Origin of the sequence: Subtercola boreus, from assembly GCF_006716115.1 — a bacterium.
Classification (GTDB): domain Bacteria; phylum Actinomycetota; class Actinomycetes; order Actinomycetales; family Microbacteriaceae; genus Subtercola; species Subtercola boreus.
Map to the genome: position 1 here is coordinate 43,498 of NZ_VFOO01000001.1, position 11,916 is coordinate 55,413.

Sequence of the window (11,916 nt, forward strand, 5' to 3'; positions counted from 1 at the left end):
AGGTCGTCGAGCGTCCGGCTAGCGCGTCTGCACCGGCAGCTGGAGGTAGGAGGCGTGCTCGCCTCCGGTGTGGATGACGTGCTGCCCACTGTTTGCAGGCACGTACTCCTGGATTCCCGGCATCATCGTGCCGAGCAGGTTGCGGGCGCTGATCACGAACCGAAGTTGCTCTCCCGGGTAGAAGACGAGCCCGAGGGGGAGGAGGTCGATCTCGACGTCGACGATCTGGCCCGGCGCGAGCTTCTCGACGACGTCGAACGAGTGCGCCGGAACCTCTTCGGTACTGAGCGCACTGTCGAGGTTGCGCGCTGAAACGCGCAGCCGCCCATCCGAACCCTTGTATTTCAGAATGGTCGCGCCGTAGTCGGTCAGGTCGTGGATGACGGCACTCTGGTTGGGCGTCGTGAATGCTTCGAGCGGGGTACCGTGGGCATCCAGTTTCTGAATGAGCACAAACAGATCCATGTCGTCTGCGTCGCGGGCCTCGACGAAGAGGTGCGCCTTCGGGTAGCCCACCAGCACGGTCTCCACATCGAAGCGGATGAGGAATGAGACAGCATTGGGGTTCGAGGCGGCGGCGTATACGGTGGGCGCGTCGTCAGTGGGCGTGGCCGTGCCCAGGGTGCGGGTGCGACCGTTCAGGTAGTACTTCGTCGAAGCCACGTCAGAAGGAGGGAACTGGTCGGCGGCGATGGCCACCCGGTCGCTGCCTTCCAGGTCGAGCAGTGAATAGCGCACTCGGGGAGTCTCCTCCCAGTCGTTCTGCTCGTCTTTGAGGTAGCGGTCGAAGAAGTGCAGCAGCTCCGCCTGGTTGTCTTCGTCGTAGTAGTCGGGCCATTCCTGGCTGTTGTGCACGCGCAGCCACTTCTGTTCTGACGCCATGCGCCGCCAGGCGCGGAAGGTGCCGGCCGTGTGCAGGGTGTTCGAGTAGCTCGCCACGACGTAGGCGGGCGCGGTGATGCGTTCGAAGTCGGGAATCTTGTTGGCCCAGAGGTCGTTGATGAGCGGATACTGTTCGACTTCCGCCACGATATTCTCCTTGCGATTCTTGCCGAAGAAGCTGCCGTTCTGCAGCTGTTGGCCGAACCCGATGTCGGGCATTCCGCCGCGCATGACGAGGTCTCTGTAGACGTCGCTGACCCCTTCCCACGGATTGATGGCAGCGAGGTGCGGGGGCTGCTCGGCGGCCGTGAACCACTGCGTGGCAGCGAGGTAGGAGGTGCCGCTCATCCCGACCTTGCCGCTGCACCACTCCTGCTCGGCGAGCCATTCGATGATGTCGTGACCATCGCGGCCGTCCTGTCGATCCCAGAGCACCGAGTCCCCATCGGAGTCGACCACGCCGCGGATGTCGGGGTTGCAGATGGCGTAGCCCTGTTCCACCCAGAAGGCGGGATCGGGACCTTCGAATTTCTCGAGCCCGGAGACGATTCCGTTCGAGAGCCCGACAAGGCCGAACACCCCCATCACGCTGACGGACGTGCCCTGGGCTTTGCCGTAGGGGCTGTAGGCCACGATGACGGGCACCTTCTCGGTTCCAACGGGCCGGAAGATGTCCGCGTGGACCGTCACTCCGTCGCGAAGAGTGATGGCGACATCCTTCTCGAAGACGATGTCGACGGGGATCGGCTTGAATGGCGGGGCGACCTGGAAGCCGGCTTCGAGGGTGCGGGTGCCGGGATCGAACGCCGTCAGGATTCCGGTGCGGGGTGCCGGCAGCGGGCTCGACGGCAGGTAGATCTTCATGTCTTCGCTCATCGTGAGCTCCTTCGTTCTGTTGGCCGAGTGGCCGGGGCGGGGGTGAAGCGGTCGAGCGTCGTGATTCCGGCGAACTGGTGTGGCTGGATGCCCGCCATCAGTCGTCCGTAGTTCTCTGAGAGCGCTTCGAGGTTCAGCGCCCCGTGCAGGGTGATGACGCGGGCATCGCGCCACGATCGCTGGATGGGCTCGAAGTCCATGATCGCGGTCGCTCCTGAGTTGCGCTGCAGGAGCTCGATTGCTTCGGCGCACCACTTTGCGGCATAAGCGGTCTCCATCAGCACCCGGGCGCTGAACAGCTGCAGGTACTCGGCGTCGGCCGGCGTTCCCGCCGCCGCCAGCTCGCCGAGCCGGTCGGTCTCGTCGGCGTTGGCGCGCATCATCAGGACTGCGGACTGGATCTTGGAGTGCACTTCGGCGAGCATGAGATGGGTGAGCGGCGCCTCGAGCTGGTTCTTGTACGAGGTGCCCCGGATGCTGCGGCCCGCCGATCGCTCGAGGAACCGTTCGAGCGCCCCCTGTGCGATGCCGATCGACATGCCCGCCATCAGGCTGAACGACCAGCCCAGAGCGGGTGCCTTCCAGAGCGAGCCAGCCAGTCCACTCTCGATGGCACCGGAGGTGATCCGGCGGAAGTCGACCCCGCGGTACTCGGGCACGAACAGCTCATCGCTCTGCAGTTTCACGGAGATGCTGCCGGTGCCGCGCATGCCCGCGACGTGCCAGTCATCGAGGAAGACCAGTTCGTCCCGGGGCACCTGGGCGGCGACGAGGTAGGTGCCGTCCGGGTCTTCGGCGATGCATCCCAGGTTCGTGAAGGGGGCCCACAACGAAGCGGTCGCGAAGGTCCAGGGGCCGCCGGAGATGATCCAACCGCCGTCGACTCGCTGTGCGCGGCCCCGACTCGCGGGGAAGTGGCTCGAACCCGCAACCCGTGGCCCTGCCCATTCCGACCCGTAGACCTCCTCGAGAACACGCGGACCTGAGCCGGCGGGGATCCAGTCGGTGGAAGCCCCCGCCCAGACGACCCAGCCGACCGAGCCGTCCCACTTCGATGCTTCGATGATCACGTCGAGCTGCTGCCTCACCGACAGTTCTGCGCCTCCGAACTCGACAGGGCTCGCGATGTCGAAGGCGCCGGTGGCCGCAAGATCGGCGATGGTCTCGTCGGAGAGCCGCCCGGCGCGCTCGGCTTCGAGTGCCCGCTCCCGCAGGGTCGGGCCCAGCGCGCCGAGCTTTCCGAGGATGTCGGTCAAGCGTTCGGTCTTGTCGAGTGTGGCGACCATGGTCAGTTCTCCTTGTCTGCTGGCACGATGGGCAGCTGGATGTAGCTCTGGTGTTCCGGCCCCGTGTAGATGGTGTTCGTCGCTCCGAGGTGGTAGCTCTCGTCGTAGGCCCGGGAGGGAATGCCCGCCGGAGAGTACGGCTGTACATCCACGCGCAGCCGGGAACCCTTCCTGATGAGGGCGGTAGAGGGGTAGAGGCCCACCTCCACGGCGACGACCTCGCCGATTTCGAGGGGCTGGTGGTCGGCCTCCGCGTGCGAGGGTGCGGGCCAGTACGGCGTCGACCGCAGGGCGTCGAGCGCACGATGCGACACCTTGAGCAGGCCGTGCCCGACCGGGTGGATGTTCGCAGGATCGATGGGCGGAACGAGTGACTCGTACCGGATCTCGCGGCCGTTCTCGTCGATGACCCGGAGCGACACGTAGAGGTCGAGGTCGTGGGTCGTCGAAGACACCCAGAGCCCGGCCTTCATGTAGCCGGCGAGAAGCATGTCCTCGTCGACGGGTTCGCTGACGAACGAGACACCTGTCGACCAGCGTGGTGTGCCGCCCACGTAGCCTGTGGGCGCCGGGATGGGATGCCCGCGGTCGAGTTCGGCCGAATACGACGCCGATGCCTCCTGGGTCGGTGCGGCGCACTGGATGCTCAGCAGCTGCTGCCCGTTGCTGTCACCCGTCCATCCCGACGGCCTGGCGTCGAGGTACCAGCGCGGGTAGCTCGTGCGGGCGATGGGCCATTCGTTCTCTTCGAGCAGAAGGTGCCCGCCGTTGCCGGTGCGCACCTGCACCCGCACGGGCGGACTGTCCATCACGCCGGTGTCGTCGCCTTTCAGGAAGTGGTCGAAGAATCGCTCGTGGTCGTCGATGGTGGAGTGCTTGTAGCTGTGCGGGAACCAGGCGTCGACGAAATCGAATCTCTTCTGTTCGACGGCCGTCGACCGGATGAAGGTCTCACTGCTGCCGAGTTGGTGGATCACGACACCGGTCTGCGGTCCGACGATCCACACCGGTGTGGTGACCTTCGACATGTCCGGCTTCATGAAGACCGAGCCGTGTTCGCCGTACGCTTCAGGGTCGTCGAAGGGGGTGGCGAGCATCCGGCCCAACCAGTCGGTCTCGGCACGCTCGCCATGGAAGTTGTGGCCGGCCATCGCGGCCCGCCACCAGGTCCAGAAGCCCTCTCCGTAGAGGCCACCGCCGTAGAGGGCTTCGTTGTAGAGGTCCGAGTCTGTGCCGAGCGCGACCATCGCCTTCAGGTGTGGCGGCTGCAGGCTGGCAACGGTGTGCTGGGTGATGGCGAGATACGACATGCCCCAGAGGCCGACATTGCCGTTCGACCATGGCTGGGTGCCTGCCCATTCGATGGCGTCGTAGTAGTCCTCGGCCTGTTGCCTGCTGAAGGGAGCCTGCAGTCCCGGGCTGTTTCCGACCCCGCGCGCGTCGACGCGGATACACACGTAGCCCTTCGGCACCCACACTGCCGAGTCGACGCTCTCGTGGTTCTCGTACTGCAGGCCGTCGGGGTTGCCGGTGAAGTAGCGGTCTTCCAGCTCCTCCTTGGCCTCCGCCTGTCGGCGACTGCCGATCGTGCCGTGGTCGAAGCTCTTGCCGTAGAAGCCCTGGTTCATGATCACCGGATGCTGCTGGTCATCGTCGGGCAAAAAGATGTCCGCGCAGACATACGAGCCGTCCCGCGTCGGAATGCGCACGTCCGTCAGTTTGATGATGCCCCGGATGTTGCGTCGGAGCTCATTGCGGGCCGCCGCACCGTTCTGCAGCCGACGTGGGGTGTCCGCGGTGAATACTCCGGGCGCCTCGTTGAGGGTGCTGAGGAGTGCGCGCACCGTGGGATCGGTGGCGAACGTGATCGTCTGGTCGGTGGAGAACGCGACCATCGCAGCGGTGCCGGGGACAGTGTCACCCGCTTGGGCTGCGGTGGCGTCTTCGGCGTCGGTGGCCGCCTGGTTGAAGTTCAGAACGGTCGGGCCGATCAGGTTGTGCACGGCCGGGGCGATGGTCACCCCGTTCTCATAGTCGCCATCGCGGTCGAGGGTCTGCACGAAACGCGAGGTTCGTGACCATCGGGTCGTGCAGTCGGTCGAGCCTGCCGTCGTTGCGGTCGACGAGCTGGGCGAGGTTCACGCGCGGGGCGCCCTCGGCCGATCCCAACACGAGCCCGCCGATTGAGAAGACGACCGACTCGCCCGCGCGATACTCGAAATCGCCACGTTCGTCGGTGAGCCCCGACAGCGTCGGTGTCTCGTACGCGAGACCGACCGTCGGGCCGGCGAAGGTGCCGATCAGAACGGGGCCGTCGGGAGGTCGTGGGGTCATCGGTTCTCACTTTCATCGGGCTGCTTCGGTACGACGATGTACTTCGTGTGCGGTGAGGCGGCTTGGGCCCGCCAGGCCTGCGGGAGGTCTTCGAGTGTGACGGTCGTGATCGCCACCTCCAGTTCGGCGGCGATGATCGCGTTCCAGAGCCAGCCGAGAGCTGCCTGCTTCTCGGTCACGGGAACGTGGATGCCGGCGAAGCCGGAGATGGTGAGCTGTTTTCCGCGGAGCAGGCCGGCCGGTATCCCGGCGGTCGGGCCGGCCAGGTTGCCGACGTTCACGAGGCGCGCCCGAGGCGCAGCGACATGGAGGGCCGCCTCGAGCGGCAGCCCGTAGATGCCGTCGAAGACGACATCTACCGGACCGGATACGGCGCGGATGCGCTCCGCCAGCTGCTCCGCCTTTTCGTTCGCGCGCAGCTCGACCACGGCGTCGGCGCCGATCGTCAGCAGTCGTTCGAGCGCCGCTCGGTCTCGCGCCACGCCGACCACTCGCCCGGCACTGAGCAGGTGGGCGATCTGCACAGCCAGTTGGCCGACAGCGCCCGTTGCGCCCAGCACGAGCACCGTCTCTCCGGCGCGGAGGCCGACAGTGTGCACGAGAGGCAGATACGCGGCGATCCCCGAGTTGCCGACTGCCGCAGCCTGCACAGGGTCGATTCCGGCGGGGAGGGTGGTGATGTTGTGATCGTCGACGAGCACGTGTGTCGCAAAGGCGCCGGGCGCCTGAGGGGAGACGTGCAGCTCGGCGTAGACGATCGACCCGACAGGGTAGGAATCGGACTCCAATACGGTGCCCACGCATTCGCTTCCCGGCACATAGGGCTCTTCGTGGCGGGCCGAGTGGAAATCTCCGGAGGCGATCAGCAGATCGAGAGGGTTGAGCGGTGCAGCCGCCACCGACAGCAGCGTCTGGCCCGGCTCACGCGGCGGCAGGTCTATCGATCCGGTCCGCGGTTCGACGCCTGGCCGGTCGATGATCGCGGCTGGCAGATCGTGCACGAGAGCTCCCTCGCTCAACATTCGCAATGGTTGCGATGTTTTCGATTATGCGCACCGGTGCCGATTCCTGTCAAGGAATTTTATCATCGGGTGATGATTTACTTTCCTGGTGTCAAAGGTTCATAATGGTTAGAGCCTTTTACGCCAGACGAAGGACATTCGATGACGAATCCCGAACACGAAGACGCACAGACCATCCAGAAGCTGCTGGTCGGCGTCATCGGCCTGCTCGACACGTTCTCCGCCGAACAGCGAGCGGCGTCTGCGTTCGAATTCGACGACCCGCGCCGACTGGACTGGGACATCATTCCGAAGCCCGACCGTGTGGGCGTCTCGCTGCACAACCTCGATCGCCACCAGAAGGTGGTCGTACTCGACCTGATCCGGCTCGTCGTGTCGCACGAGGTCTACACGAAGGTCCTCGCGATCATGCAACTCGAGCATGTGCTCCGCAAGATCGAGGCTGACTTCCTCGGCGTCGGCGCCCCGCTCTGGCGCACCTCTGACTCGTACTTCCTGAGCATCTTCGGCAGGCCGGGGTTCGAAGACACGTGGTCGCTGCGATTCCTCGGCCACCACGTGTGCCTCAACGTGACCATCGTCAACCAGCGCTGGATCTCCACCACCCCCAGCGCACTGGGCCAGCAGCCGGTCATCGGAGCCGGCGTGCTCAACCCGCTCGCCGACGATGAGGGTCTGGGCTTCGCGCTCATCGAGTCGCTGGATGACCGGCAGCGCGTGTCGGCCGTGATCCACGATGTCGCGCCAGCCGACTTCGTCTCGCGCCAGGTACCCCACATCGGGGCACTCGAATACCCTGACCACTACGATCTCGGAATGCCGCAGTACCAGATCTCGACCGCCGACCGGAAGGCGCTGGCCCTCGTGCGCGCTGAGCCTTCCGGTATCGCCGGAGATCAGCTCGACGAGTCCCAGCGGGCCACACTCGACCGCCTGGTCGGGACGTTCCTCGCGCGTCTGCCTGTGGCGGCTGCCGCCGAATACCGCTCACAGCTCGCCGCAGACGGGCCCACGGGCATCCACTTCGCCTGGGCCGGGGGCCTCGAGCGCGGTACTCCCCACTACTTCCGGGTGCAGACCCGGTCGCTGTTGATCGAGCTCGTCAATGCGGTCGACAGCGGCAACCACATCCACTCCGTGATCCGCGACTTCGAACACGACTTCGCGCACGATTCCCTGCAGAAGCACGACGCGCACATCGCCGAGTACGGTTCGCATCTCTCGACGCGTACGGCGTCGAGCGAAGGGGTGGAGCTCAGGGCCAACGACTGGTCGTGGTGAACGGGTCAAATAAGGCAACGGTTGTGACGGTTGTTGCTAGAGTGAGCCCATGAATTCGTTCGTGAGTGTGACGCGTGCAAACGTGCTGGCGAGCGAGATCGAGCAGCAGATCCTCGATCGCGAGTTCAAGCCCGGTGAGTTGATCGGCACGATCGACTCGTTGAGGGCCCGCTCGGGGTTTGCGCGTTCCACCGTCGCAGAGGCGATCCGTCTGCTCGCGGACCGCGGGCTGGCAGAGATTCGTCCGGGGCGTGGCGGAGGCCTGTTCGCGACCGCCGCTGGCCCCATGGTGCGCATCCGGCACACCCTGCTCGCCGTGACCGACGCTCCCGCCTCCGTCGCCGAAGCGGTCGCGGTGCGTGAAGCGCTCGAGGTACTGATCGACATTGACGCCGCCGAGCACCGTACGCCCGCCGACATCGCCGACATGAAGCGACTCCTCGGCAAGTTGAACAACGCTGCGGCGAAGGGCACGACCCCGTTCCTGCTCGCCAACTGGGACCTGCACGAGCGAATCGCCCTGATCTCCCCGAACCAGACGGCCTCGGCCCTCTACCTCTCGATGACACGGTTCGTGCGGGAACATGCCGTGGCTGCGACGCACGACGACGCTCCCGAGTCCGCGGCCGAATGGCTGAACGTGCGCATCGAGACCCACGCGGAGCTCATCGCGGCGATCGTCGACGGAGACGTGCCTCGAACCCGCACGGCTGTCGCGAAGCACGCCGGGCTCCTCATCACCGAGTAGCCCAGCGCCCACTCCGGCGGAATGCCGTCAGGCGGAGGTTGCATTCAGGCGATGGGAGTTGTCGACGATGTGGCTGGTCAGGATTCCAAGCCTTTCGACCTCGACCTCGACGACGTCGCCGGGTTGCAGCAGCCACGGGGGAGTGCGCGAATAGCCGACTCCGGACGGCGTGCCGGTCGCGAGCAGGTCGCCGGGGTTGAGGGTGAAGCTCCGCGAGATGTGGGCCAGCGTCTCGCCGACCCCATAGATCATCTGGGCCGTGCTGCTGCGCTGCACGACCGTGCCGTTGACCCGGGTCTCGACCGTCAGCCCGTCGCGCAGGTCTCCGACCTCGGCGGCGGGCACCATCGGCCCGAGCGGACCTGAGCGGTCGCCGTTCTTGCCCATGATCCACTGCGATGTCTGCTTCTGCGCGCGCCTCGACGTGATGTCGTTGAACGTCGAGTAACCGACCACGGCGGCCAGGGCTTCCTCAGGTGTTGCGTCGACCAGGCGGGATCCGACCCACGCGACGACCTCGCCCTCCCAGTCCAGGCCGTCTTCGCCGGAGGGGATCGGGACTTCAGCGCCGTCACTCGAGAGCGACTGCGGCCACCGGGCGAAGAGAGTGGGCACCTCGGGGAGGGATTCGTCTTTGAACGACCCCTCCTTCACATGGTCGAGATAGTTGAGTCCGACGCAGAGCACCCGGGCGCTGCCCAGGACCGGCGGAACGAGAGTGACCTCCGCCAGGGGATAGGTGGTCCCGGTCGGGCCCGCCGCCAGAAACTCGTCGGGAGAGGCCCAGAACTGTGACGTGCACGCGAATGCCGTCACCTCGCTGCCGTCTTCGCTCAGGACGCCGACGACCACGCCGTCGGGTGTCTTCGCACCGACGACGCGCATCAGGCGACCGCCCTGATGACGAGCATGGTGGCCGGCAGGTGGGTGCGGTTCTCGACCGTGCGCACGGTGCCCTCGGTGAAGTGGACGGAATCGAACGGACCAAGTGCCTGGACGTCGCCGTCGCTGGACATCACGAGCTCACCGGAGAGCACGACGTACACGGTCTCGGAGACCTGGGGGGCCTCCTCGGCTGCGCCCCCGGGCAGATAGTGGGAGAGCGCGACAGTGAATCCGGAGGTGGGGGTCTCCTCGCCGCCCTGCAGCCGCACCGGCCCTACTCCGTGATGGCCGACCGGGCTGAATGGCTCGGCGTCGCCGATCCGTGTGACACGCATGGTCATGACAGTGCACCTTCCTGTGCGGGTACGAGTGAGCTGGTGAGGGCGCCCCGGAGGGACTCCAGAAGCGGGACGACGTCGGCTGCGAGCCCGGTGCCGTAGATGTAGAAGTCGGGGCGGGAGAGCACGACCGAGCATCCATGGTTCTCGAACCAGGTGCGGTACGCGCCGTCGGCGTCCCGGAGCAACCCATCTGCAGAGACCGAGCTGATGGTGCCGCCGATGCTGCGGAACCATCGCGCGAGGTCGGGCGGCACCGCGGCCGAGGGATCGGCTTCGAGGGTGACGAGCTGCCAGCGGCCCCCCTGTACATCGTCGAAGAGCCCGGTGACGCCGTCGGCCTCGACCCGGGCCTGCACCGACAGGCGTCCGGCCCAGGCATCCCCACTTCGTGTGAGAGACGGTTCGCCCAGCCGGGGCTGCGGAGGTTCGACGGGGGTGAGCAGCGGATCGTTCCGCTCTGATCTCAGTGCGACGTCCCGTTCCGCAGCCTTGTGGGGGTCGAGTTCGCAGACCAGCCGGCCGATTTCGATCGCCGCCTCGATGATCTCCCGCACGTGGGTGCTCCGCTCAGAACCGTAGGAGTCGAGTAGCGCCGGGCCAGCGGAACCGGACTCGATGAGCGAGAGGCGCCAGGCGAGGGAGCTCGCGTCGCGAAACCCGGAGCAGAGCCCCTGGCCGAGGAAGGGCGGCATGAGGTGGGCCGCGTCGCCGGCGAGGAGAACGCGGCCTCGCCGCCATTCGTTCGCCCAGCGGCCGCGGAACGTGTAGACCGCGTGCCGCTCGAGACGGGCGTTGTCGGGTGTGACATTCCAGGGTGCCATCAGCTGCCACGCGGTCTCCGCGCGGCCGAGGTCGTCCACCGTGACGTCCGCCCGGCGCATGAACTCGAAGCGTCGGCGCCCCGGGCCGCTGTTCACCGCCGTCGCGGGCTGCTCGGGATCGCAGTACTGGGTCACGAAGGCCTGCCACTCGCGGTCGTCGAGGGGCTCGTAGTCGACGACCAGCCAGTCCGCCTCGAACCCGGAGTCGACACTGTCGATGCCGACGAGATCGCGTACGGCGCTGTTCGCGCCGTCGGAGCCGATGAGCCAGGAGCCGACGAGGGTCTCCTCGTGCGCCTCGTTGCCGGTGCGAGCCACGGTCAGGGTGACCGTGCCGACATCCTGTGCCACCGCCGTGGCGGACCAGCCCCGGCGTACGTCGACGGTGGGGAGGGCCGATGCCATCGATTCGAGCACGGCTTCGAGGTCGGGCTGATAGAAGCCGTTCGTGTTCGCCCAGCCCGACTCGGCCGCCCGGTTCCAGTTGATGGCGCGCAGCAGCTCCCCTTCGCCGTTGCGGATCTGGTAGCCGCCGCGTTCACCGCGGGAAGGCTCGAAGAGCTCACTGTGCTCGGCCATGACCCCGGCAGACTGCAGGATGCGCAAGGCTTCGTGGTCGATGGTGCAGGCGCGCGGCATGGGGTAGCGCGTGGGCCAGCGTTCCACCACGGTGACGCGCCAGCCGTCGCGCCCGAGCAGGACAGCGATCAGCAGACCGACCGGACCCGCTCCGACGATCAGGAAGTCGACCTTCACGACTACTTCTTCACCGACAGAGCAGTCAGAAAGCCGATGTCGCCGGCCGCCGCGAACTCGTGCAGCACCTTCACATTCATGTCGGGGTTGTGCTCGTTGTGGGGTTCGGGCACCAGCGGGTTGCCGCTCCAGCCCTGAAGACGGCAGACGCGGTGCTTGATGCGCCAGCCCGACTCGGTGCGCACCACTTCGTCGTCGTACCAGCCGGTTCCGGTCCAGGTCGGTCCGCCCTCGGCGTCGTTGCGCACGAGCAGCCAGTTGCCGTAGCTGAAGGCGTGGGCGGTGTCGCCGTCGACCTCGACGAGGTGGCCCATCATCGTGTGTTGGTGGCTGTCGAGGCGGTCGTGGAATTCGGCGAACGACGCCTTGAACACGTCGAGTCCGTGCCAGCCGGCACCGGCCGGGCCGAACACCGCGACGACGTCATCGGTGAAGACGCGGTCGAAGAGATCCCACTGGTGCGTGTCGAGAGCAAAGGCGTACATGTTCATGATCTCGATGATCTCGGCTTTGTCGTTGTCGACCATGGGGTTCTTCCTCGTCTTTGAGAGCAGCGGAGGGCTGGTGCGTCGGCGACGCAAAAGGCACAAACCGTTCGTAGGTTTTGATTGTGCTCCGCGATCCCAACGGTGTCAAGCGGGGCGCCAGCTCCGTATTCCATTACAACCGTTGACATCTTTATGA

Annotated in this window: 11 protein-coding genes; 2 read left to right on the forward strand and 9 right to left on the reverse strand. The window is 66.3% G+C overall.

Annotated features, from left to right (window positions below; genetic code table 11):
- Positions 1-18: 18 nt before the first annotated feature.
- Genes FB464_RS00225 through FB464_RS00240 form a run of 5 tightly spaced genes read right to left on the reverse strand, consistent with a single transcriptional unit; the run spans position 19 to position 6,379 of the window.
- Positions 19-1,758 (reverse strand): CocE/NonD family hydrolase, encoded by a 1,740-nt coding sequence (locus FB464_RS00225; protein ID WP_116415637.1) that lies wholly within the window; start codon positions 1,756-1,758, stop codon positions 19-21.
- Entirely contained in the window at positions 1,755-3,044 is a 1,290-nt protein-coding gene (locus FB464_RS00230) for an acyl-CoA dehydrogenase family protein (protein ID WP_116415636.1), read from the reverse strand. Before FB464_RS00230 ends, FB464_RS00225 begins: the two co-directional genes overlap by 4 nt.
- A 2-nt stretch (positions 3,045-3,046) precedes the next feature.
- Positions 3,047-5,104 (reverse strand): CocE/NonD family hydrolase, encoded by a 2,058-nt coding sequence (locus FB464_RS00235; protein ID WP_211327393.1) that lies wholly within the window; start codon positions 5,102-5,104, stop codon positions 3,047-3,049.
- Positions 5,073-5,378 carry a hypothetical protein gene (locus FB464_RS19965; protein WP_211327392.1) on the reverse strand — a complete coding sequence of 102 codons (306 nt, stop codon included), beginning with the start codon at positions 5,376-5,378 and terminating at the stop codon, positions 5,073-5,075. Before FB464_RS19965 ends, FB464_RS00235 begins: the two co-directional genes overlap by 32 nt.
- Positions 5,375-6,379 carry a quinone oxidoreductase family protein gene (locus tag FB464_RS00240; RefSeq protein WP_170151959.1) on the reverse strand — a complete coding sequence of 335 codons (1,005 nt, stop codon included), beginning with the start codon at positions 6,377-6,379 and terminating at the stop codon, positions 5,375-5,377. The genes FB464_RS19965 and FB464_RS00240 overlap by 4 nt, the downstream gene beginning before the upstream one ends.
- Before the next feature lie 162 nt (positions 6,380-6,541).
- Between FB464_RS00240 and FB464_RS00245 the strand changes: the two genes are divergently transcribed.
- Both FB464_RS00245 and FB464_RS00250 read left to right on the forward strand, forming a co-directional pair.
- Complete coding sequence (locus tag FB464_RS00245; RefSeq protein WP_116415634.1) at positions 6,542-7,681, forward strand: DUF3500 domain-containing protein; 1,140 nt, start codon at positions 6,542-6,544, stop codon at positions 7,679-7,681.
- 49 nt (positions 7,682-7,730) lie between these two features.
- Complete coding sequence (locus tag FB464_RS00250; protein WP_116415633.1) at positions 7,731-8,429, forward strand: FadR/GntR family transcriptional regulator; 699 nt, start codon at positions 7,731-7,733, stop codon at positions 8,427-8,429.
- 27 nt (positions 8,430-8,456) lie between these two features.
- Here the strand turns inward: FB464_RS00250 and FB464_RS00255 are convergent, their stop codons facing one another.
- From FB464_RS00255 to FB464_RS00270, 4 genes are read right to left on the reverse strand one after another with little or no spacing between them, the layout of a single operon-like run.
- Positions 8,457-9,314, reverse strand: a complete 858-nt coding sequence (locus FB464_RS00255) for a fumarylacetoacetate hydrolase family protein (protein ID WP_116415632.1) — start codon at positions 9,312-9,314, stop codon at positions 8,457-8,459.
- Positions 9,314-9,655, reverse strand: coding sequence for a cupin domain-containing protein (locus FB464_RS00260; protein ID WP_211327391.1), 342 nt, complete (start codon positions 9,653-9,655; stop codon positions 9,314-9,316). Before FB464_RS00260 ends, FB464_RS00255 begins: the two co-directional genes overlap by 1 nt.
- Entirely contained in the window at positions 9,652-11,232 is a 1,581-nt protein-coding gene (gene mhpA, locus FB464_RS00265) for a bifunctional 3-(3-hydroxy-phenyl)propionate/3-hydroxycinnamic acid hydroxylase MhpA (RefSeq protein WP_170151958.1), read from the reverse strand. The genes FB464_RS00260 and mhpA overlap by 4 nt, the downstream gene beginning before the upstream one ends.
- 2 nt (positions 11,233-11,234) lie before the next feature.
- Positions 11,235-11,759, reverse strand: a complete 525-nt coding sequence (locus FB464_RS00270) for a nuclear transport factor 2 family protein (protein ID WP_116415630.1) — start codon at positions 11,757-11,759, stop codon at positions 11,235-11,237.
- Positions 11,760-11,916: the final 157 nt, after the last annotated feature.

Bases quoted from the DNA above. Each gene is read 5' to 3' on its own strand.
- FB464_RS00225 (WP_116415637.1), bottom strand. From the start codon at position 1,758: ATGAGCGAAGACATGAAGATCTACCTGCCGTCGAGCCCGCTGCCGGCA.
- FB464_RS00230 (WP_116415636.1), bottom strand. From the start codon at position 3,044: ATGGTCGCCACACTCGACAAGACCGAACGCTTGACCGACATCCTCGGA.
- FB464_RS19965 (WP_211327392.1), bottom strand. From the start codon at position 5,378: ATGACCCCACGACCTCCCGACGGCCCCGTTCTGATCGGCACCTTCGCC.
- FB464_RS00245 (WP_116415634.1), top strand. From the start codon at position 6,542: ATGACGAATCCCGAACACGAAGACGCACAGACCATCCAGAAGCTGCTG.
- FB464_RS00250 (WP_116415633.1), top strand. From the start codon at position 7,731: ATGAATTCGTTCGTGAGTGTGACGCGTGCAAACGTGCTGGCGAGCGAG.
- FB464_RS00255 (WP_116415632.1), bottom strand. From the start codon at position 9,314: ATGCGCGTCGTCGGTGCGAAGACACCCGACGGCGTGGTCGTCGGCGTC.
- FB464_RS00260 (WP_211327391.1), bottom strand. From the start codon at position 9,655: ATGACCATGCGTGTCACACGGATCGGCGACGCCGAGCCATTCAGCCCG.
- FB464_RS00270 (WP_116415630.1), bottom strand. From the start codon at position 11,759: ATGGTCGACAACGACAAAGCCGAGATCATCGAGATCATGAACATGTAC.